This window comes from Acidisoma silvae (assembly GCF_020618775.1).
GTDB classification, from domain to species: Bacteria; Pseudomonadota; Alphaproteobacteria; order Acetobacterales; family Acetobacteraceae; genus Acidisoma; species Acidisoma silvae.
In genome coordinates this window covers 17,483-39,786 of record NZ_JAESVB010000024.1, presented here as the reverse complement: position 1 = coordinate 39,786, position 22,304 = coordinate 17,483, and the positions used below count along the sequence as shown (strand labels likewise).

Annotated in this window: 20 protein-coding genes and 1 pseudogene; 18 read left to right on the top strand and 3 right to left on the bottom strand. The window is 58.1% G+C overall.

All coding sequences use genetic code 11. The features are described from left to right. Positions 1–181 precede the first annotated feature (181 nt). Entirely contained in the window at positions 182–1,108 is a 927-nt protein-coding gene (locus tag ASILVAE211_RS23405) for a LysR family transcriptional regulator (RefSeq protein WP_227323782.1), read from the top strand. Between the two features lie 286 nt (positions 1,109–1,394). Here ASILVAE211_RS23405 and ASILVAE211_RS26210 read toward each other — a convergent pair whose 3' ends face one another. From ASILVAE211_RS26210 to ASILVAE211_RS23395, 3 genes and pseudogenes are all read right to left on the bottom strand, one after another. Further along, a complete protein-coding gene (locus ASILVAE211_RS26210; protein WP_264479082.1) occupies positions 1,395–1,673 on the bottom strand; it encodes a glutathione S-transferase C-terminal domain-containing protein in 279 nt (92 codons plus the stop codon). 147 nt (positions 1,674–1,820) lie between these two features. Continuing rightward, a pseudogene (locus ASILVAE211_RS26205) lies at positions 1,821–2,033 on the bottom strand (glutathione S-transferase N-terminal domain-containing protein); the annotation flags it as partial. Between the two features lie 216 nt (positions 2,034–2,249). Next, on the bottom strand, positions 2,250–2,858 hold the full coding sequence (locus ASILVAE211_RS23395) for a helix-turn-helix domain-containing protein (RefSeq protein WP_227323781.1): 609 nt from the start codon (positions 2,856–2,858) through the stop codon (positions 2,250–2,252). A gap of 372 nt (positions 2,859–3,230) precedes the next feature. On the opposite strand from ASILVAE211_RS23395, the gene ASILVAE211_RS23390 reads away from it, so the two are divergent. The 17 genes from ASILVAE211_RS23390 to ASILVAE211_RS23310 all read left to right on the top strand — a co-directional run bounded on the left by ASILVAE211_RS23390 (position 3,231) and on the right by ASILVAE211_RS23310 (position 22,261). Further along, the gene (locus ASILVAE211_RS23390; RefSeq protein ID WP_227323780.1) at positions 3,231–4,814 is read left to right on the top strand and encodes an ABC transporter substrate-binding protein; all 1,584 of its coding nucleotides are present in this window, start codon (positions 3,231–3,233) and stop codon (positions 4,812–4,814) included. 121 nt (positions 4,815–4,935) lie between these two features. Next, complete coding sequence (locus ASILVAE211_RS23385; RefSeq protein ID WP_227323779.1) at positions 4,936–5,880, top strand: ABC transporter permease; 945 nt, start codon at positions 4,936–4,938, stop codon at positions 5,878–5,880. Continuing rightward, positions 5,877–6,692, top strand: a complete 816-nt coding sequence (locus ASILVAE211_RS23380; protein ID WP_227323778.1) for an ABC transporter permease — start codon at positions 5,877–5,879, stop codon at positions 6,690–6,692. Before ASILVAE211_RS23385 ends, ASILVAE211_RS23380 begins: the two co-directional genes overlap by 4 nt. Before the next feature lie 2 nt (positions 6,693–6,694). Further along, on the top strand, positions 6,695–7,684 hold the full coding sequence (locus tag ASILVAE211_RS23375) for an ABC transporter ATP-binding protein (RefSeq protein WP_227323777.1): 990 nt from the start codon (positions 6,695–6,697) through the stop codon (positions 7,682–7,684). Further along, positions 7,677–8,684 carry an ABC transporter ATP-binding protein gene (locus ASILVAE211_RS23370; protein ID WP_227323776.1) on the top strand — a complete coding sequence of 336 codons (1,008 nt, stop codon included), beginning with the start codon at positions 7,677–7,679 and terminating at the stop codon, positions 8,682–8,684. The genes ASILVAE211_RS23375 and ASILVAE211_RS23370 overlap by 8 nt, the downstream gene beginning before the upstream one ends. Before the next feature lie 23 nt (positions 8,685–8,707). Then, positions 8,708–9,994 carry a C69 family dipeptidase gene (locus ASILVAE211_RS23365; RefSeq protein WP_227323775.1) on the top strand — a complete coding sequence of 429 codons (1,287 nt, stop codon included), beginning with the start codon at positions 8,708–8,710 and terminating at the stop codon, positions 9,992–9,994. 29 nt (positions 9,995–10,023) lie between these two features. Further along, positions 10,024–10,842, top strand: a complete 819-nt coding sequence (locus ASILVAE211_RS23360) for a M55 family metallopeptidase (protein ID WP_227323774.1) — start codon at positions 10,024–10,026, stop codon at positions 10,840–10,842. A gap of 24 nt (positions 10,843–10,866) precedes the next feature. Beyond that, positions 10,867–11,697, top strand: coding sequence for a M55 family metallopeptidase (locus ASILVAE211_RS23355; RefSeq protein WP_227323773.1), 831 nt, complete (start codon positions 10,867–10,869; stop codon positions 11,695–11,697). A gap of 826 nt (positions 11,698–12,523) precedes the next feature. Next, entirely contained in the window at positions 12,524–12,853 is a 330-nt protein-coding gene (locus tag ASILVAE211_RS23350; protein ID WP_227323772.1) for a chromate transporter, read from the top strand. 417 nt (positions 12,854–13,270) lie between these two features. Beyond that, positions 13,271–13,723, top strand: a complete 453-nt coding sequence (locus ASILVAE211_RS23345) for a (2Fe-2S)-binding protein (RefSeq protein WP_227323771.1) — start codon at positions 13,271–13,273, stop codon at positions 13,721–13,723. A gap of 10 nt (positions 13,724–13,733) precedes the next feature. Further along, positions 13,734–15,338 carry a xanthine dehydrogenase family protein molybdopterin-binding subunit gene (locus tag ASILVAE211_RS23340; RefSeq protein ID WP_264479079.1) on the top strand — a complete coding sequence of 535 codons (1,605 nt, stop codon included), beginning with the start codon at positions 13,734–13,736 and terminating at the stop codon, positions 15,336–15,338. Beyond that, positions 15,331–15,912 (top strand): molybdopterin cofactor-binding domain-containing protein, encoded by a 582-nt coding sequence (locus tag ASILVAE211_RS23335; RefSeq protein WP_264479078.1) that lies wholly within the window; start codon positions 15,331–15,333, stop codon positions 15,910–15,912. Before ASILVAE211_RS23340 ends, ASILVAE211_RS23335 begins: the two co-directional genes overlap by 8 nt. Further along, positions 15,909–17,138 (top strand): c-type cytochrome, encoded by a 1,230-nt coding sequence (locus ASILVAE211_RS23330; RefSeq protein WP_227323770.1) that lies wholly within the window; start codon positions 15,909–15,911, stop codon positions 17,136–17,138. Before ASILVAE211_RS23335 ends, ASILVAE211_RS23330 begins: the two co-directional genes overlap by 4 nt. A 255-nt stretch (positions 17,139–17,393) precedes the next feature. Continuing rightward, entirely contained in the window at positions 17,394–18,437 is a 1,044-nt protein-coding gene (locus tag ASILVAE211_RS23325) for an XdhC family protein (protein ID WP_227323769.1), read from the top strand. Between the two features lie 4 nt (positions 18,438–18,441). After that, positions 18,442–18,975, top strand: coding sequence for a (2Fe-2S)-binding protein (locus ASILVAE211_RS23320; protein ID WP_227323768.1), 534 nt, complete (start codon positions 18,442–18,444; stop codon positions 18,973–18,975). Next, entirely contained in the window at positions 18,972–19,958 is a 987-nt protein-coding gene (locus ASILVAE211_RS23315) for an FAD binding domain-containing protein (protein WP_227323767.1), read from the top strand. Before ASILVAE211_RS23320 ends, ASILVAE211_RS23315 begins: the two co-directional genes overlap by 4 nt. Then, positions 19,955–22,261, top strand: a complete 2,307-nt coding sequence (locus ASILVAE211_RS23310) for a xanthine dehydrogenase family protein molybdopterin-binding subunit (RefSeq protein ID WP_227323766.1) — start codon at positions 19,955–19,957, stop codon at positions 22,259–22,261. Before ASILVAE211_RS23315 ends, ASILVAE211_RS23310 begins: the two co-directional genes overlap by 4 nt. Positions 22,262–22,304: the final 43 nt, after the last annotated feature.

Here is a 22,304-nt window from a genome sequence, read left to right as displayed (position 1 = left end):
GAAAAGGCCTGCCGAAAGACGGCGGCATTCACGTTAAAACTAAATATTATGCTCTTAATGTTTTAGAAGCGCGTTGAATGTACTGTAATTGAATTTGATATATTTAACTATATTCGAAATATCGCGTCTAGCGTCTGTATCTTGCGTCAATATTATTCTCATTGACAAGAAAAATCGGTTCATGGATGGTCATGCGTCTTTGTTATGGTATGCCGTGAACATTCGTAGCCTGGAAACCCTTCTGTGGATCACCCGTTTGGGAAGCTTCAGCGCGGCTGCCCGGCATCTTCGGCTGACGCAACCTGCGATCACGCGGCGCATCAATGAATTGGAGCAGGAACTAGGCTCTGCCCTGTTTCGGCGAGAAAAAGCACAGGTGGTCTTGACATTAAGCGGCCGGCGCTGCCTTCAGGTTGCTGAACGTATGGTCGCTGACTTTGCGGCGCTGAAAGCTGCAGCGGCCCAGGATCTGGGTGTCAGCGGCACCATGCGCGTGGGCGTGAGTGAGGTCATCGCCCTCACGTGGCTGGACAAATTGCTGGAACGCGTCGGCAACCGATATCCGGCCATCAGTGTTGAATTGGATGTAGATCTCTCCGCTCGTCTCGTCAAAAAACTCGCAGCGCGACGTGTAGACATCGCACTTCTTCCTGGTCCTGTCGTGCTGCCCGAGGCGATCACTCAATCTCTCGGTTCCTACCCGCTGAGTTGGATGTCTCATCCGAATTTGATGGCAAGTGACAACACGATCGAACCGTCGGATCTGGTGGATGTCCCCATCATTGCATCGCCTGACGATGCCAGCGTGTCTTCCGTCATGCAGAACTGGTTCCGGAACGCCGGGGTGCGGCCACGACGTATCAGCTATTGCGGGAATGTCAGCGTTGTCGCTTCCCTTGTTCGCAAGGGGGTGGGCGTAAGCCTGTTGCCGCCTGGTCTGTTCAAAGAAGGGATCGAAGCGAAGACCATGAAGGTTTTGTCTGAGCGCCCCAGTATCAGTCCGCTTGAATACTCAGTATCCTATATCCCAACATCCGAACTGGGTTTCCTACCTGAGATAGCTCTATTCGCACGCGCGATCAGCAGAGACACTGAGGTTTGGCAATAACAAAATACTACACTTTCGCTGACAATCTTAAGGCAACAAAACTCTGAGAGTTTTGCAGAATTGGTATTGCTCCGGACGCTCAGAACCGAAAGGCAGTGACATTTCTAATTTGCAGAGGGTGACACCTCTATATTGTTTCTACATTGAATCGTTAACATCCTCGCCATTACCTTTATGCTAAATACGACTTTCACCAAATGGAGGTCGGGAACATCTGAGGAGCAATTCCTAAGCTGACTGAATATGAGATGCCTCGAAAGCAACCAATTTGATAATTTTTATTTAATCAACCCTGAACACCACCAACGTCCGTTATAATTAGAACGGGCAAGATACCAGGCATAACCGAGAAATTCGGCAGACGCTTGAAACGTTCTGTCCAGCGCCACACGGCAGGCATTGTCTCGAAAGTAAAGCCCGCTTCCGTGCAGAGGGCTACGGCGGGAAAGATAGCGACGTCCGCGATGCTCGGCTTGCCACCCGCAAACCAGCCGCCGCCCGCGATCTCGATCGCGGACAGGCTGTCTTCCAGCAGGAGCAGCGCCTGGCTCGCCGTCTCCTGCAAAGCCGCGTCATTCCCCGGGATCGCGAAAAGATCCCGGTCCCGCAAGCGCCGCAGGGCCGCCAAGGGGCCGCTGGCGAAGCTCAGCCAATAAACGATGCGGCTCAGCGTCTGCGCATCATCGGCGCACCATTGCCCGCTGCCGTCATAGGTGCACGCCAGATAGGTGAGAATGGCGCCCTGATCGGCGATCCGGAAATCCCCATCCTCGATCACGGGAATTTCGCCGGCCGGATTGATCGCCAGGAAAGGAGGTTCCCGATGTTCGCGACCCGGATGAACGTCCACACGCCGCAATTCGTAAGCTTGTCCGATCATGCCCAGAAACAGGCGGATGGCGTAGCATTCCGCTGAAAGAACGTAGTCATAGAAATGGCTTGCTGATAGCTCTGGTTAACGTCCATCTATCCAATAGGGCTTCTTCCCACTAGACCCCAGCGAGCAAGACTTGACACCTTGCAACAGTCTTAATACCTGATTCCGAGACGAGTTATAGAAATTGGGAGTCGAATACTTCCTTCGCTAAATCTTTTGGACAAGCGGGAATGGGCAAAAAGCGCTGCAAAGCAACACATCAAACTATTTGTCAGAGTTCGGCGTGCCAAAGGGCTCGCCTGCACCAGCATAAACCGAAAGAACGCGCGCTGGTAACTCGCTGAGCGCGACCATTGCATGACCCATGCCTGAGTCAATGTACACGCTATCTCCTTGTTTCATCACCAGGGGCGCATACAACTCAGTGTGTAACTCGATGCTGCCGTCCAACACATACATCCATTCTTCGCCGTCATGACGGCTGAATGGGCCCCATTCTTCGGCGCTGTGGTTATTAACGGTCGTGATCATCGGCACCATTCGCTTTTGGCGAAGTTCGGTCGCAAATAATTCGTAACTGCGGCCCATTGAAGGGATCGTTAAAGCGGATCCGGCAGGGTTTACCGCCCGCCGGCCGCTTATGTGCGGAAGCTCAGGCTTCTCTGCCGTGAGGTCATCCAAAGAAAGTGAAAGCGACCCCATAATCTTCATCGCTGTCTCAAAAGAAATGCCGGTCTGATTGTTTTCGATCTTAGACAACACTGGGACGCTGACGCCCGTCGCCTCACTGAGCTTCTTCAAAGTCCAGCCGCGGCTCAGTCGGAGCTCCGCTAGGGTTCGGCCGATGGTCTCGGTCAGTGTGGACACCGACATAAGGCATTCCTCGAGAGATAAATGAACGGCCGTCTCAAATGGCCGCTAGCATCTTTCTAGGTAGAAAACATATCCGGCACCTGATTTCAACGATTGAGCACGGTCAACTCATTAATACCAAAACCGCGGGCTTGCGACGATGTGCTTAGATTCTACTCATAATTTTCCGCTAAGATCTAAAAATGGCTGGTCTTCCTTATTCCCGATCTCTCTTTCTTTGCCTGAGTCTCGATCAGTGTGATGAAATTTTTGTCAAAAACAAATTTTCTTGACAGAAACTTCTCCGCGGTTCGGAATTGGCCACAGAATTGTTTCGACGCATCTGCATCGCATACCACTGGCGTCCCATTTTGCATTGCGAGGACAAAGCCCATGACGTATTTCAATGGCTTCTCACGACCGATGGCACTCTCCCGTCGCCGACTGCTACAAAGTTCTGCGCTTGGCTTAGCCGCGACAACTTTGGCAAGTGTAGGCCTCAGCCCAATAGCGCGCGCCGATGATACTCCTAAACGAGGTGGCATCCTCACAATGGCGCGGATCGCGGATGTCGTGTCGTTCGAGCCCGTTGTCCCATCCGACAACATGTCGATCTGGGCAAAATTGCTTATCTTCCAGTTGCTTGTCCGCACCAATCCGTCTGGCGATGGCGTCGTGCCCGATCTAGCTACCAGCTGGGATATATCGGACGATAAGCGCACCTATACGTTTCATCTCAATCCAAAAGCGACCTTCTCTGACGGTACGCCGGTAACCTCCGAAGATGTGGCCTTCTCCTTCGGCAGAACGGTATACGACAAGGATTCGCCGTGGGGCTCCCTCTTTCCGAAGCTGACGATGGAAACGCCGGATGTGCATACCATCATTTTCAAGTTGCAGCAGGATTGGGCGCCCTTTTTAGCAGCTGCCTCGCTGCACGGCGCAGCGATTGTGCCAAAGGCCTATTTCAACAAGGTTGGCGTGAATGTATTTGCCGATAAGCCGATCGGCTCTGGTCCGTTCTTGCTCACCGAGTGGAAGAAGGGCGACAGCGTCACATTCGGCCGGAATCCGCATTTCTGGGATCCCAACCGCCCCTATTTGGATGGTGTGGTTCTATCTATCGTCGCAGACGACAACGTCCGCATGCTTAAGGCTCAGTCGGGAGAAATCGACATCGGCACCCAGGTGCCGTTTAATCAAGTGGACAAGCTCAAGCATGCGTCCGGCCTCGATATACAAATCGTGCCGTATACTCGCATCGACTGGATCCAATTCAATGAAAAGCTGCCAGTATTCCAGGATGTGAAGATTAGGCAGGCCATCAACTATGCCGTCGACAAGGAAGCTATCATCAAGGCGGTTTTGTTCGGCTATGGCGAAGTGCCAACGACATTCCTTCCAAAAATGTTTATGGCTGATGTGACGGACAAGCCCTACCCTTACGATCTTGCTAAGGCCAAGGAGCTGATGGCGGCAAGCAGTATGCCGACTGGCTTCACCGTAAAATGTCTCATCAATAGCGGCGATACTATCTTTGCCCAGGTCGCTCAGATCGTACAGCAAATGCTTCTTCCGCTCGGTATCAAAATCAGCATTCAGCCTGAAGAAGGTAATACGGTCTTCGCTCAGACGAGTGCCGGCCAGTACGAGATGGCGCAAGGCTATATGACCAGTGATATCTTCGATCCTTGTGAACTTGTCGCCTTCGCTGGAGCGGGCGATGAAGGTAGCGACTCTGTCTGGACGTTCTATAACAACCCGAAGGTCGATCAATTGGCGACTGCTGCCTTAGGCGAACTTGATGAAGCCAAGCGTCGCGGCATCTATCTGGACATGCAGCGGCAGGTCTTCGCGGATGCACCCTACCTTTGGCTTTATTGGACACCCGCCATCACCGCGATGCGCGATAACGTGCATGGCTTCCGAGTGCTTCCGACCGGCAATTATTGGTTGGAAGATGTCTGGAAGAGCTGAGAAAGTTGTTGCTTTTAGAAGGCCTTGCTCAACTGCTTGCTGTCGCGCTTAGACGGCAAGCGGGCATGACGAGTTCCAGTCGCGATAAAGCGGTCCGCTTTACAAGCGCAGGGCAGCAAGCATGCTGACTTATATCGTCCGTCGTCTATTGCTCATGATCCCGGTGGCGCTTGGCATAACCCTCGCGGTTTTTCTTCTTGTGAGGCTTATTCCAGGTGACCCGGCAAGGGCCATTTTGGGCATTCATGCAACGCCGGTTCTGATGGCCGCGGTCCGGGCCAGATTAGGGCTCGATCGCGGTATCGGTATGCAATATCTGCTTTATCTCAGAAGCCTGGTACAAGGCGATTTTGGTATTTCTTACTACTATGGCCAACCGGTCGCACAGCTTGTACTTGGCCGCATGGTGCCGACCCTAGTCTTGCTCCTCTACAGCACCATTATCTCCCTCGTCATTGCCATCCCAGCAGGCATTTTAGCCGCAACCCAACAAGGGCGCGGTGCCGATCATGTTCTGCGCGTGGTGGCAACGGCAGGCCTTGGCCTACCCAGCTATTGGACTGGTTTCATCCTCATTCTTCTGCTGTCCGTGACCTTTCATCTTTTTCCGATTGCTGGCTACGGCAATACCTGGGGCGCGCGGCTCTATAACCTCTTTTTGCCAGCATTGACTTGCGCATTGAATGTCGCGCCCTTGGTGATGCGCGCCCTGCGCACAAGTCTTGGCGAAGCGCTCGGTGCTGGCTTTATCGATACCGCGCGCGCCAAGGGACTGCCCGCCCGTGCTGTCCTGCTCAGCCATGCGCTCCGCGTCGCGATACTACCCGCGCTCCATGTTCTCGGCCTGAATATCGGTTTCCTGGTCGGCAATACCGTGCTGGTTGAAAACGTCTTCGCCGTGCCGGGCCTCGGTCAACTCATGATCAGTTCGATCGGCACAAGGGATTACCCCACCATTCAGATGGTCACGCTGATGTTTGGCATCATCGTCGTGCTGATTTATCTCATCACTGATCTTGGCCAGATCATGCTTGATCCTCGCGTGCGGCGGAGCGAGATCGGATGAAGCATTGGCCGCGCAATCTTAAACTGGGCCTTGGCCTGATGATGGGCTGGGTGCTTGTGGCAGTCTTCGGTCCCATGCTGCTGCCGGGTGACCCGACAGCTATGGACCTGATGCATTCATTGCACCCGCCGAGCCTCGCCTTCCCGTTCGGAACAGACAACCTTGGTCGTGGCGTGTTCACCCGCGTCATCTATGGCACCCGCACGGATCTTCAAATCGCGCTCTTCTGTGTCGTCCCTGCTTTCGTCATCGGCACCACAGTCGGCTTGGTCGCCGGCTATTTCGGCAAACTGACCGACGCCATTTCCATGCGTCTGGTCGATATCGCCGTCGCCTTTCCCTTTTTTGTCGCGGTCATTGCTATCGTGGCAGTACTCGGGCCCGGCCTCAAAAACATGTATATCGCGGTCGCAGCGGTCGGCTGGGTCAGCTACGCCCGCATCACCCGCGCCGAAATTCTGGTGGTGAAACAGGCGGATTACGTGCAGGCCGCGCGACTGCTAGGCTTTGGGAATACCCGGATCCTCGCCCACCACATCCTGCCCAATGTCATCGTCCAGGCCGCGGTCTACGCGACCTCGGACGCCGTGCTGGACATCTTCCTCGGCAGCTCGCTCGGCTGGCTCGGTCTTGGCGCACAACCGCCCTTGCCTGAATGGGGGCTGATCATCGCGGACGGCTATAGTTTCGTCAGCCAGGCACCCTGGATCAGCGGGTTTCCGGGCCTTGCCATCGTGCTGCTCGCAGTCTCACTCAGCCTGCTGGGTGACGGGCTGGCCGATGCTTTGCGGCCAGAACTGGGGCGCGCTTGAGCATGGTTGATCTTCTGACCGTCGATCATCTCGGCATCGGCATTCCACGAGGCAGCAACACTGTGGCGCTGGTCGAGGATGTCTCCTTCACCGTCCGCGCCGGCGAGAGCTACGGCATCGTGGGCGAATCCGGCTGTGGTAAAAGCACTACGATCCGCGCCATCATCCGGTTGCTGACAGGCAAGGCGCGCATTACCCGGGGGGCGGTCCGCTTTGATGGTGTGGACCTGGCCCAGGCCAAAGAAAGCGCGCTGCAATCGATCCGAGGTGCCGGCATCGGCATGGTGTTTCAGGACCCGCTGACCGCCCTCAATCCTGTCCTTACCGTCGGCCGCCAGATTGCCGAAGGCTTGCGCTACCACGGCCAGTTGTCTGCGGCAGACCGTCATGCCCGCATGCTGGAAGCTATGCGCCTTGTCGGTCTTCCGGACCCCGCACGCATCGCGGCGTCCTATCCGCACGAATTGTCAGGCGGCCAAAGACAACGCGCCGCCATAGCCATTGCGCTGATTGCCTCCCCGCGCCTGCTTTTGGCTGACGAGCCGACGACCGCGCTTGACGTGACGATCCAGGCGCAGATTTTGCGCCTGCTGTCCGACCTCCGTTCGCGCCTCGGGATGGCACTGGTCCTTGTCACGCATGATCTGGGTGTCGTCGCGCAAACCTGTGACCGCGTGGCCGTGATGTATTCAGGCCGTATCGTAGAGGAAGCGCCTATCCGCCGCATCTTCGAGAATCCGCGCCACCCTTACACCGTCGCCCTGCTCAACTCGATTCCGCGTGGCTCACGCGCCGGTCACCCGCTGCATCCCATTGCGGGGATGCCGCCCGATCCGGCGCACCGCCCGTCAGGCTGTAGCTTCGCAGCCCGCTGCCCGAACCGGCAGACCGATTGTGAGGCGGTGGCACCGGGCTGGACGCCCGATGCAGGTGGTGGCGGCTTCGCTTGTTTTCATCCCGCTCGCGCTCATGCGGAGGTCCCCCATGGCTGAGCAACCGCTTCTATCGGTCATTGGACTGGATAAATACTTTCCACTGCGCCGATCTCTGGTCGCGGGCTTTATGGGCCAGCCACAGCACTGGGTGCAGGCAGCGCAGGGCGTGACCTTTACCGTCGCACGCGGTGAAAGCTTCGGGCTGGTGGGCGAGTCCGGTTGCGGCAAGACGACGCTCGGCCGCCTGGTGCTTGGTCTGCTCCCCGTCGACGACGGCGCCATTCGGTTTGACGGGCAGGATGTGACCAAGGTCGATCCTGCCACCCGCCGCGCTTTGCGTCGCCAGATGCAGATGGTCTTCCAGGATCCCTATTCTTCGCTCAACCCGCGTATGCGCATTGGGCGGGCGATTGCCGAGCCGCTTCGCCTGCACGGTATCGTGCCGGCCGATCAAGTGGAGCATGAGGTTGCGCGCCTGTTGGAGCGGGTCGGTCTGCCGTCGTCCGCCGCCGGCCGTTATCCGTCAGAGCTTTCCGGCGGACAGCGCCAGCGCGTGGGTATTGCGCGCGCGTTATCGGTGCGGCCGAAGCTTTTGGTGGCGGATGAGGCAGTCTCCGGCCTCGACGTCTCGGTCCGCGCCCAGGTGCTCAATTTGCTGGATGATCTGAGACGAGATCTGGGTCTGACCTTGCTGTTCATCTCGCACGATCTCGGCGTCATCGAATATCTGTGCGAGACGGTGGGCGTGATGTATCTCGGCACCATGGTCGAGAACGGTCCGACCTCACAGGTCTTCGCGCGACCCGCCCATCCCTATACGCGGGCGCTTCTGGCCTCCATCCCACGCGCTGACCCTACCTTGGCGCAGAGCGACGAGACGCCGCTCGCCGGCGAACCGCCTAGCCCGGTCAACCCTCCATCCGGTTGTCCGTTCCGCACCCGTTGTCCGGACGCGCAAGGGATGTGCGAGACATCGCCGCCGCGCGTGACGCTGCCAGGTGGTCGTTGGGCCGCCTGCCACTTCGCGGCTGAGACAATGAACGCTCAGCTTCAATAGGGCCAAGACAGGAAAAGCGCGCCATGTGTGACACGATCGTCGCGTTACCCGAGACAACCGCCGACGGCGCAATGCTCCTCGCGAAGAACGCCGATACGGAGGTGAATGAGGCCCAGCAGATCCTGCATTTCCCCGCCCGAAACTATGGCACCGGTGCGGCTGTTCGCGTCAGCCATCTGACCATCCCCCAAGCGCGTCACACGCACGAAGTGATTTTGGACCGCTCTTTCTGGGCATGGGGAGGAGAAATCGGCTGTAACGAGCACGGCGTCGCCATCGGCAATGAGGCCGCTTTCAGTAACCAAAGCGCCGAGAAGGATGGCGTCATTATTCTCGACCTGTTGCGTCTGGGGCTGGAGCGCGGAGCGACGGCACTCGAAGCCGTCAATGTCATCGGTGCACATGTCGAGGCCTACGGCCAGGGCGGAAATGTCCAGATGATGGGCAATTTCAGGTTCGACAGTGGCTTTCTTATATCCGATAGGACTGAGGCGTGGGTCGTGAATTGCGCCGGCAAGCATTGGGCGGCACGACGTGCGAAAAGCACCGAGGCGATCTTGAACCGCTATCAGATCACGACAGATTGGGATCTCTCGTCCTTACCCGCTATTGGTCCGAAGGCGGATTTCCGCGCAATGTTTGCCGATCCGAAGAAGGAACACGATGCCGGGGCGAACGAGCGTGAAAGCTGTGCGGCGGGGCTTCTGGCCGGGAAGCGCGGTCGGATCACAATGCATGACATGGCGGCCGTGTTGCGCGATGTCGGCGATGAAGACGCTTATGACGTCACCATGGATGAGCGCTCTGTGCGCGTATGCATGCACGCAGGCCCGACACCATCTCGCTTTTGGCACGCGACAGGTGCCATGATCGCCGAGACACGGCCCGATAGCGTCGTCGTTTGGATGACAGGAACCTCTGCTACCGATCTGTCGATCTTCAAGCCGCTCTTTTTTGGCATTCCTTTGCCGGAGGTCGGCCTGCAGCCGAGCGGCACCGATACCGCCGAGACCCTGTGGTGGCGGCACGAACGTCTGCATCGCCGGGCAATGGCACATTACAAGGCTATCAAGCCAGAAATCCGAAATGAGTTCGATGCTTTGGAGCGCCAATTTCATGCTGAAGCCGCATCTGCGCGGACTGCGTCCGAAAGGCTAAAGCAAGACTACGTCGCCTGGAGTTGGCAGACGGCAACGCTTGCGACAGAGCGGTGGATCGAAAGATTGGAAGCTAAAAGCTACGGCTTTAGCCACACTGGTTATGCCGCGATGTGGCAGCGATTTAACGACGAAGCCTCGCTCGCTCTGTAATCGTCTACGACGTAAGAGGACGTTCTCTCATGAAGATCTTCATTTCCGTTGATATCGAGGGCGTGGCCGGGGTTGTCGTTCCAAAGCAGGGGCAGCCCGGAAATTTGGAATACGAGGATTCCCGCCGCCTGATGACGGAAGAGGCGAATGCGGCGATCGCTGGTGCCTTTGCTGGCGGCGCGAGCGAAGTGTTGGTCAATGACAGTCATGGTCCGATGGTCAATCTCATCCCAGATCTGCTGGATCAACGGGCGGAACTCATCCGTGGCCAGATTAAGCCTGGCAGCATGTTCGCAGGGCTTGATGATACCTACGCTGGCGTGATGTGCGTCGGCTATCACGCGGTGGCGGCCGACTATGGTGTCTTGGCCCATACTTATAGCACGAGGGATTTCAGCGCTGTCCGGTTGAATGGCCTCGTCGCATCCGAAGCAATGCTTTTCGGTGCTTATGCAGGTGCCATGGGCGTGCCGGTTATTCTTCTGTCCGGTGACGACGTGACAGCGCGCAGCTGCGGCACCTTGTTTCCAGGCGCCGAAATCGTCACCGTGAAAACCGCCTTGGGGCAGCGGGCAGCGAAAGCGCTCTCTCCACAAATGGCGCGGACACGTATCCAAAATGCGGCCGAACGTGCGGTTCGCCAGGTAGCCCACATCAAGCCCTTTACGGTCTCCGAGCCATGCACACTTGAACTGGACTTAACGAGTGCTGTCCTAGCCGACCTCTGTGAAACTATTCCCCTAGCTCAGCGCCGTTCGGCCCTAACGGTTGGCTTCACAGCAGAGACCGTCAGCGACGCAAACCGTTGGGTGGCTGTGTGCTGCATGCTCGGTAGCCATTTGTCCTGACACCATCGCTCTGGAATTGCATGCATGAAAATCTACATTTCAGCCGACATCGAGGGCGTTGCTGGCGTCGTCATTCCGCAGCATCAGCGACCGGGCAATGTCGAATACGAAGAAGCACGCCGGCTGATGACGATGGAGGCGAATGCCGCCATTGCGGGTGCCTTCGCCGGTGGTGCGACCGAAGTTCTGGTTAATGATAGCCACGGTCCTATGACCAATATCCTGCCCGATCTGCTCGATCCGCGCGCTGAACTGATCCGTGGTAATATTAAGCACGCAGGCATGTTTGCAGGCCTGGACCACACTTACTCTGGTGTCATCTGCCTCGGCTACCATGCGGGCGCTGCCGATTTTGGCGTTCTCGCGCATACAACGAGCGACTTTGCCTTTGCGGCCATCCGATTAAACGGGGTAGCTGCGTCGGAGGCCATGATCTATGGCGCCTATGCGGGTGCCATGGGCGTGCCCATCATCATGCTCTCGGGTGATGATGTGACGGAGCGTACCTGCGGTAGCCTTTTCCCCGCAGCCCAATTCGCCTGTGTGAAATATGCTTTAGGTCAGCGGGCCGCGCGGGCTTTATCGCCCAAGGCTGCACAATCGCTTATTCGCGCGGCGGCCGACAAAGCAGTCAAAGAATCAGATCAAATTAAACCTTATCGGATAGCCGAGCCCTGCGATATTGAGTTCGACCTTACCAGCGCCTTCTTAGCTGACATTTGTGCAACAATACCAGTTTCCGAACGCCGCAGCGCGCTAACGGTTGGCTTCAGAACGGACACCATTTTGGATGCCATTCGTTGGATGCGCGTCTGCTCCAGTCTGGCCTCTCACGTCCGATTATCATCTGCTTAAGCGTTGGAAAATTTGAGTCAAAACTCATGGCACTCACGCTGCGGGCGGTCCACTACAGACATGCTATTTTTCGGCTCTTGGGAATATAGGCGCGATAGTTGTCGAGTTTCACTGAGAGCTGGGCTCTTCCGCATAAAGCGTGCAGGTTGCGATCCCTGTTTTTTAACTCTCTCAGATGCTGCAACAGGATTTCTGTTCCAAAGGGCCGCCTTAAGCGCTTCGCACTAAAGCACCCGCGCTCAGCCCCGAAAGCTTATACAGAATAATAATATCGGCTTCGATGCGATGGAATTTCTTGCACGCTTTATGCGAAAGAACCGAGAGCTGACCCGGGAAGGCTAAAATAGGGGATGCAGATAAAAACTTGGACTATTTTTTAACTCTAATGCCAAGACTCTGTCGATATTCAAGGGGACTGGGAGCGCCGAGCTTGATGTAAAGCTCAGCTGCCTGAAGCCTGTCTTTATACGAATACATAGACTACCTCCTAGGCAGTCCAAGTTTTTATCCGCATCCCCCTCGTGGCAGTTGCTGTGGTCGCACAAGCTGTCTGGGGCATGGCGCGCAGCGATACGCCGGACCGCACCCGTGCCGGGATTGCGCTGGTGGCCATAGCAATTGTTGTCACATTTGACAGTGCCTTCGGCCAAATAGCCGCCATAGTCTGTGGAGCCTTGGCCGGATCTTACTTGTGTCGCGACGGTGTGGCTCCCGCGGCAGGTCAACTGAAATTTCCGGTTTCGCGGCAGGGCGGTGGCCTCGCTCTTGGTTTGTTTTTTGCTGTTTCGTGATTGTGCCATTTCTATCGTCCGCGAATGACATTCAGGTGCTGTCTTTCTTCGACGCATTTTACCGTTCCGGTGCGCTGGTTTTTCATGAAGGTCATGTCGTTCTACCCTTGCTCCATTCTGCGGTTGTTGAATCCGGCTGGGTGACAAACTATGCCTTTTTAACCGAATATGGATTTGCTCAAGCTATGCCGGGCCCACTCTTTACATTTGCCGCTTATCTAGGCGCGGCCACGACTCATCAACCCAATGGGATCGCCGGGGCAATTGTCGCGCTTGTCGCAATATTTTTGCCGGGCTTGCTCCTTGTGCATGGAATGTTGCCGTTTTGGGACAAGCTGCGCTCACGTCCAACCACACAAACGTGATGCGCGGCGCAAACGCGGCCGTGGTCGGTATTCTTGGCGCTGCACTCTACAGTCCAGTGTGGGTCAATGCCGTCGTCACGCCGGAAGACGTTGGGCTTGCGACGGCTGGTTTCCTACTCCTCACGGTTTGGAAAGCGCCCCCTTGGACTGTTGTGGTTCTGCTTGCCGCCGCTGGAACCCTGTCAGCTGCTGTCCACAAAGCATGATGAGGCATTGGAGACTTTCACTGTGTCTACAAGCAGACTCCCAAATTTTTGTGCCTGTCGATGAGATTCAGAACTATTCGCAAATAAATTTCAAATTCCGATAGATGTTATGTGGTCTGGCGTCATTCCTTATTTTGGCACATGCTGATTTTGTCGAAGCCTATAAAGACCGGATTGTTTCTACGGTCGCTCCAAATCGAGGCAAACAGCCATGTTTCAGCTTCTGATCAACGGCCAGGCTCATCAGGTTGACGTCCCGCCCGACATGCCGTTGCTTTGGGTATTGCGCGATGTCCTGGGTATGACAGGCACGAAGTTCGGTTGTGGAATTGCCCAATGCGGCGCCTGCACGGTCCATGTGGGCGGCAATGCTGTCCGCTCCTGCTTGCTTCCGGCATCGAGCGTGGCTGGCCAGCCGATCACGACCATCGAGGCCGTAGGCGAGACGCCGAGCGGCGCCAAGATCCAGAGAGCCTGGCTCAATCATGAGGTTGTCCAGTGTGGCTATTGCCAGTCTGGGCAGATCATGGCCGCGACCGCGCTGCTCGACGCGACGCCAAAGCCGACGGACGCTGATATCGACGTGGCGATGGCTGGAAATATTTGCCGGTGTGCGACCTATGTCCGCATCCGGGCGGCCATTCACGCAGCGGCGGAGGCCTGAGATGAACGCGTTGGCGCCCAAGACGCTGTCACGCCGTGGCCTGCTCAAGGCAAGCCTTGCGGCAGGAGGCGGTCTCCTGATCGGGCTGCACCTCAACGCCACGGCCAGCGCTGCCCAGTTTTTGACCCGCGCTACCCCGATGCCGCCGCCGGATTTCGACGGCGATTTCGAGCCAAATGCTTTCATCCGGATCGACCCCAAGGGGGTCATTACCTTCATCATGCGCAATACGGAGTGCGGCCAGGGGATTTATACTGGCGCCTCGACACTCCTCGCCGAGGAGCTCGAGGTCGGTATGGACCAGATCGAGGTCGAAGCGGCTCCGCCCAACCTCAGGCTTTACACGGACCCTCTTCTGGGCGAGCAGGCGACTGGTGGCTCTGCCTCCATTCGCGGGAGTTGGAAGCCGCTGCGGGAGGCGGGAGCCGCCGCCCGCATGATGCTCATCGGCGCCGCTGCGGCAAAGTGGCAGGTCGATCCCTCGACCTGTAAGGCTGAACGGGCCGCCGTTCATGGTCCGGCCGGGCAGACCCTCAGCTATGGCGACCTCGCAAACGATGCCGCCAAGCAGCCCTTGCCGACGCATGTCGCGCTCAAACCGGCGTCAGAATTCAAACTGATTGGCACCTCGCCGCGCCGAATCGACACACCGGCGAAGGTCAACGGTACGTCCATCTACGGCATGGACATCCAGGTTCCTGGCATGAAGATCGGCACGGTGGCTGCAAGCCCCGTGCTGGGGGGCAAGCTGGTCAGGATTGATGAGAAAGCCGCACGGGCGGTTACTGGCGTCCGCGATGTGGTCCAGCTAGACGACGTCGTTGCCGTGATCGGCGACCATATGTGGGCCGCGATGAAAGGCCTGCAGGCGGCGAATCCCGTCTGGGATGACGGTCCAAATGCCCATGCCGACACGCAAAGCCTGATCGCCCATCTTGCGCGGGATTCTGAGCAGGACGGTTTCATTGCGAAGAAGCTCGGCGATGCCGATGGGGCAATAAAGGGGGCGGCGACGAAGCTGGATGCCGTCTACCAGCTCCCCTTCCTGGCTCATGCCCCAATGGAGCCCATCAACACCACTATTCACGTTCGTCCTGATGGCGCCGACGTTTGGGTCGGCACCCAGGTGCCGGTTCGTGCCCAGATGACGGTCGCGAAGGAAACCGGGCTGCCGCAGGAAAGCGTCAAAGTCTACAATCAGTTCATGGGCGGAGCTTTCGGGCGCCGTCTCGATGTCGACAGCGTGACCCAGGCCGCGCGCATCGCCAAACATGTCCCTTACCCGGTCAAGCTTATCTGGACGCGCGAGGAGGACATTCAGCACGACCTCTACCGGCCTTACTATTATGACAAGGTCTCGGCAGGTCTCGATGCCTCCGGCAATGTGACGGGCTGGTCCCACCGCACCACCGGGTCATCGGTCATGGCGAGATGGGCTCCGCCCGGGATGGCGGAGGGTGGCAAGCTTGACCCCGACACGGTCGAGGGGTCAGCGGACACGCCCTATGAGTTCCCGGCGCATCAGGTCGCCTGGGTCCGGTCGGAGCCAAGCGCTCTGGTGGCGCGGCGTGGGACCCACCCACAATGTCTTCGTCATCGAAAGCTTCATGGATGAATTGGCGGCAGCCGCGAAACAGGATCCCATAACCTTTCGCCGGAAACTTCTGACGAAAAATCCCCGCGCGTTGGCGGTTCTGGACCTTGCAGCCGAAAAGTCGAATTGGAACGAAAAACTTCCCGCCGGTCGAGGGCGTGGTATCGCGCTCCAATTTGCCTTCCAGACCTATATGGCGACGGTGCTGGAGATCGAAGTCGGCAGCGACAATGAGGTGCAACTCATCAAAGCAGATGTTGCGGTTGATTGCGGCCCGGTCGTCAACCCCGACACTTTGGCGGCGCAAGTCCAGGGCGGCCTCATCTTCGGCCTCAGCATGGCGCTCTACAGCGAGATTACCCTGACCAATGGCCGCGTTGATCAGAGCAACTTCCACGATTACCGGATCCTGCGCATCGACGAGGCACCGAAAGTCGAGGTGCATATCGTCCACAACCCCGAGGGTGAGATTGGCGGCATTGGGGAAACCGGAACGGTCGCAGCGGCTCCGGCGCTGGCGAACGCGATATGTGCCGCCACCGGAAAGCGGCTTCGCCGCATACCCTTTGGCACTGGCCAGCTGGTGTCGTCATGAGACTCTTCCTCCTCGCCTCATTGCTGACGATAGCCTCGCCGTTTGGCGCTTGGGCGGCGTCACCGTCCGACCTTGTCCAGCAAGGCCAATACCTGACGCGCGCGGCGGATTGCGAAGCCTGTCATACAGCGCCCGGCGGCACGCCCTTTGCTGGTGGGCGCCAGTTCCAACTGCCGTTTGGCGACCTGTACTCGCCCAATATTACGCCGGATAAGGATACCGGCATCGGGCAATATACCGACGCGCAGTTTCTCCGGGTGCTTCATCGTGGCATCGGCCGGGAAGGCCAGCACCTGTATCCGGCCATGCCTTATCCCTCCTACACCAAAATGAGCGACGACGACGCGCGGGCGATCAAGGCCTACCTTTTCAGCCTGCCTCCCGTTCATGCGCCGACGAAACCCAACAATTTTGGATTTCCGTTCAACCAGCGTTGGTTGATGGTATTTTGGAACCTCATCAACAATCCGGATGCACGGTTTGAGCCGGACTCTTCAAAATCAGCCGAATGGAACAGAGGCGCCTATCTGGTAGAGGCGCTTGGCCATTGCGCCGAATGCCACACGCCGCGCAACTTCATGCAGGCGAAAAGTAGTCGGGAATTCGCAGGGGCCATCCAGGCGGGTTGGCTCGCTTACAATCTGACCAGCGACCCGGTGCACGGCATTGGCGCGTGGTCAGACGCATCGCTCAAAGAGTTTCTGTCGACCGGCCAGGCTCCTGGCCATGGACCTGCGTCCGGCCCGATGGCTGAGGCCGTTGAAGATAGCCTGCAATATCTCAAGCCGGAAGACATCTCGGCGATCGTTACCTACCTTCGCACCGTTCCAGCGCGGGATGACGGACCTGAGGTCGTGCCCGCGACTATCACCCCTCTCACGACGGCGGCTTTGGGTGAGCATATCTTCATCCGCGCCTGTGCGGGCTGCCATCTCCCGAATGGAACAGGACGGCAGTCGCCTTGGGCGGCACTTGGCGGGTCGCACAGCACAGGTGACGTGACGGGCAACAACGTCGTGCAGGTGCTGACCAACGGCAGCCAGATCGAAACCGACAAGGGGCTGATGTTCATGCATCCTTTTACAGGTGCCTATACGGACGAGGAACTGTCGGCCGTGGCCAATTACCTTATTGGCCAGTTCAGCGCCCGCCAGGGTCAGGTAATGCCTCAGCAAATTAGCAAAGCGCGGCAATCACCGGAACCAAAAGCGGCACCGGGGTCCTAAATGAGCGGCGCGGGCTTCCCCTTATTTTCAGCGGGGACAAAGCACCCGCACTGATCATAGAACGATTCTAGATTGTCGCTTGGGTATTCGGCATCTCCTTTGATGCGCAAGATGATCGATAAACCTCGTTCTTGGCGCAGCGCATGAGAGACCCATATGCCAAATAGAGAATGAATTGGCCGGTCATTCGTTTTTTCAAAAAAGGCCTGTACAAAAGATAGTTATGGCGAGCCTTTCACTTCGAATGGCAACACATTGAAGAACACTATTCAAATCCTGCGCTTCCTCTCCGAGGCCACTGGTCGCGGAGAGGGCACGGCTCTCATGACCATCACCAATGTGATCGGTCATACTGCCCGGTCGCCCGGAACACACCTAGCCGTGAGCTCAACGGGGGCGTCGGTGGGTTCCTTGTCGGGCGGATGTGTTGAAGCTGCCGCTATCCGCGAGGCTTTGGAGGCCATTAAGGCAGTGGAAACCTCGACCATACGGTTTGGCACGGGCTCCCCCTACATCGATATCCGTCTGCCATGTGGGGGCGCGATGGACATTCTCATCGTGCCAAACCCGCCAATCGCAGTGCTAGCGGAAACGATTTCCAGGTTGGAACGCCGAGAAACTGTTTCCTTGCAGCTCAGCCGAACGGAACCTGTGGCCCTCGGAGCAGATCTTGAATCCACGACGGGCTGGCTCGGCGAGACTTTCCGGGCTGTTCACCGGCCTGACCTGCGCCTTGTTATCCTGGGCCACGGGGCGGAGACGATCTGTCTTGCGCGTCTCGCTGTGGCGTTTGGCGCGGACGTCGTCGTCATCAGCCCGGATGACGCTGTCGTCGCTGAAGCGGGCCTGCTGAGCGTGAATGCTCAGCCTTTGCAAAGGCAAGGTCGTTCTGACCACCTCATTGGTGATCCGTTCAGTGCGGCGGTCTTTTTGTTCCATGATCACGCGTGGGAGAGTGACCTTCTGATCCAAGCGCTGGACCAGGATTTTTTGCTGATCGGCGCAATGGGAAGCCAAGCGACCCATAAACGCCGGATCGAAAACCTGAGGCTTCAAGGTGTTGGACAAGAAAAGCTCGCTTCGATCCTTGGTCCGATCGGGCTAATTCCGGGGGCTCGCGATCCTCAAACGCTTGCCTTGTCGATTTTGAGCCAAGTCGTCGCCCATTATGAAGAACGATGTGCATCCAAAGCTTCGCATCCGGCCAAGACACACCAGCTAGAGGTCAAAGAGCCGCTTCCAAACGCAACCGCACCCGTCCGGGTTAAGCAACGTCACTTTGAACACGCTGAAAGGTAGCACCATGCCGATCACGGTTAACGGTAATGAGGCCGAATTGCCCCATGATCCCCGCGTATCGCTTCTAGACCTGCTGCGTGAAGACCTTCATCTCTTCGGCGCCAAGAAGGGTTGCAACCAGGGTGCCTGTGGCGCCTGCACGGTATTGGTCGATGGCCAACGCGTCCTCTCCTGTCTGACGCTCGCAGTCCAATGCGAAGGGCGGCATGTCATGACCGTCGAGGGGCTGGCCGGAGACAACGGTCTCCACCCCTTGCAAAAGGCCTTTATCGAGCATGATGGCTTTCAGTGTGGCTTTTGCACGCCAGGGCAGATTTGCTCCGCGCTTGGCATGGCCGCGGAATTTGACCGCGGCGTGCCGAGCGTCATCACGGAAGATTTCGACGACGACGGCGTCGCTCTGACGCCAGAGGAAATCCGTGAGCGCATGAGCGGCAATTTGTGCCGGTGTGGTGCCCATAACGGCATCGTGGCTGCCATTGCCGAGGTTCATGCGATACAGGGAGACCGGACGGATAGCAGGGAGGCCGCAGCATGACCCCCTTCACCTATTCTCGTGCCAGCGACACGGCATCAGCAGTCCAGTTCGGTGCAATGGCGCAGGCCAAGTATCTCGGCGGCGGCACCAATCTGGTCGATCTTCTCCGCGAAACCATTGAACAGCCGTCGTCGCTTATCGACGTCACTGGTCTTTCTTCGGCGATCACGCCCACTGCCGATGGTGGATTGCTGATCGGTGCCGCCGCCAAAAACACGGCTCTAGCCGAGCATCGTCTGGTGCTTTCGCATTATCCCATGCTGACGCGGTCGATCGTCGCAGGTGCTTCGGCACAAATCCGGAATATGGCAACGGTTGGTGGAAATATTCTGCAGCGAACTCGCTGCGCCTATTTCTACGACACCGAGGGATCCCGCTGTAATAAGCGGAGCCTTGGCCAGGGCTGTGACGCCATCGATGGTTTCAACCGCAATCATGCCATTCTCGGCGCGTCTTCGTCCTGTGTCGCGACGCATCCTTCAGACATGTGCGTGGCGCTAGCCGCGCTCGACGCGCTGGTTCATCTGCAAGGCCCTACAGGCGCCCGCGTAATACCACTGGTCGATCTCCATCTCCTTCCAGACAATGACCCTGGGAAGGAGACGGTACTGCTGCCCGGTGAACTGATTACGGCGATCGAATTGCCTTCTCCCCTTGTTGGAGGCAGGTCGACCTACCGGAAAGTTCGGGATCGGGCGAGCTACGCCTTTGCCCTTGTGTCAGTCGCTGCCATCCTGGCGGTGGAAGACGGCAAGGTCACGGGCGTCCGCTTGGCATTCGGCGGCGTGGCGCCGAAGCCTTGGCGCGCCAAAAAAGCGGAGAATGCCCTTCTCGGCGCACCGGCGACCGAAGCGACATTCCGCAAAGCGGCAGAGGCGGAACTCGCGCATGCAACCCCACTCAGCGGCAACGGCTTCAAGGTGGAGCTTGCCATCCGTACCGTGGCGGCCTTGATGACCAGCCTGGCGGGAGATCAGTCATGAGCGCGGTCAGCAACGCCGGTCATCCGGGAACAGCCGTTGGGCTGGCTGCCAATCAATGGGGGCAAGGCGATAATCCAGACCCCTTGATCCGGCACAAGCATGGCCTTGTCGGCACATCGGTCTCCCGGATCGACGGCCCGCTGAAGGTGCAGGGCAAGGCGACCTTCGCGGCCGAGTTCGTGAAGGAGGGGCTGACCTATGCCGCCTTGGCCTTCAGCACCATTGCCAAGGGCCGCATCGAGACCTTGGACACCTCGGCCGCTGAAGCGGCTCCCGGCGTGGTTTTGGTCATGACCTATAAAAACGCGCCGCGCATGAAGCCCATGCCCCTGTTCATGACCGCTGAAAAGGCCGCCGGCGGCGACAATCTGCCGATCATGCAGGATGACCGGGTTCACTGGAATGGCCAGCCGATCGCTCTGGTTTTGGCTGAGACCCAGGAGCAGGCGGACTTTGCCTCGTCGCTTGTCCACGCGACCTTCAAAGCCGAACCTTCGGTTACGAATTTCAAGGAGGCTAAGCGCCGGGGAACCAAAACAGGAGAGTTCGGCGGTGGCCCACTCAAGCTCGAGATCGGAGACGCAGAAGCGGCGCTGACACAGGTGCCGGTATCAATCGATGCGCAGTACAGCACTCCTCGCCACAGCCACAACGCGATCGAGCCCCACGCCGCCACGGTCGCCTGGGACGGTGATGCCCTGCTTGTCCATGACGCGTCCCAAGCCGTCGTTCATACCGCTTGGTCTCTCAGCTCGGTCTTTGGCATCGACGAGAGCCAGGTTCATGTCACCTCACCTTATGTTGGTGGCGGATTTGGATCCAAAACCCTTTGGCAGCATCAGGTGCTGGGCGCTGCGGCGTCCAAGCTTGCCGGTCGACCCGTTCGCATCACCTTGTCGCGGGAGGGCGTCTACCGGATGGTCGGCGGGCGTTCGCAGACCGAGCAACGCGTCGCCCTGGGTGCCGACAAGGACGGCCGCCTAAAGGCGATCATTCATACGGGCGTGGTCGCTATGTCACACCAGAACGCCCTACCGGAGCCGTTCATCCTGGCGACACGGGGCGCTTATGCGGCTGACGCCTTTAAGCTGCATGTGGAAGTCGCGCAAATGGATATGCTGGCCAATACCTTCATGCGCGCGCCGGGCGAGGCTGTCGGCACCTTTGGCCTGGAATGCGCCTTGGATGAACTGGCGGACAAGCTTGGCATCGACCCGGTTGAGATTCGGATCCTGAACGAGCCCGACAAGCATCCGACCGAAGGAAAGCCCTTCTCGTCGCGGAACATCGTGGAAGCCTGGAGAACGGGTGCTCAGCGGTTTGGCTGGGCAAAGCGGAACGCCAAGCCGGGATCGGTGCGGCAGGGCGAATGGCTAATTGGGATGGGCTGTGCCACCGGCACCTATCCCTATTACCGGATGCCAGGTGGCGCCGCACGGATCACGCTCAGAAAAGATGGCCATGCCCGTGTGGAGATAGCGGCCCACGAGATGGGTATGGGCACGGCGACGGCGCATTCCCAGGTTACGGCCGACCGCTTGGGACTTCCCCTTGATCAGGTGACCTTTGGCTACGGCGATTCAAAAATGCCCGGAGCCGTTCTGGCTGGCGGCTCTCAGCAGTCGGCCTCGATCGGCGCGGCCATCGTCGCGGCGCAACACGCCTTGTTCGCGCAACTTCTGATCCTAGCGGGCAACGCGTCTCCGCTCGCCGGCCTCAGGCCCGAGGAAGTCGGTGGCTTCAATGGCGGCCTCGTCGCGCTGGCGGACCTCGCAAGGTCCGAGAGCTACGCATCCATTATGGGGCGTGCGGGGCGGGACGAGATTGTCGTCCAGGAAGATGCGCCGCCGCCGATGGAGCTGCAGAACTGGTCGATGCATTCCTATGGCGCCATGTTCTGTGAGGCGCGTGTCAATGCCGTCACCGGCGAGACACGCATCAGTCGTTTCCTCGGGTCATTCGACTGCGGGCGCATCCTGAACGCCAAGACGGCGGCCAGCCAGTTCCGTGGCGGCATCATCATGGGCCTCGGCCTCGCCCTGATGGAGGAGACGCAGTTCGATGAGCGGAACGGCCGCATCATGAACCCCAGCCTGGCCGAGTATCATGTGCCTGCGCATATGGACGTCCCCGAAATTGATGTGATCTGGAACGATATCCCAGACCCACACACGCCCATGGGGGCGCATGGCATCGGTGAAATTGGCATAACGGGCACCGCTGCGGCCGTTGCCAATGCCGTTTTCAATGCAACCGGCAAACGCGTTAGGGATTTGCCGCTGACCTTGGACAAGCTGATGTGACCGATTGCCAACGCTAATTGGGAAAAGGGCCCCCAGTAAGGGC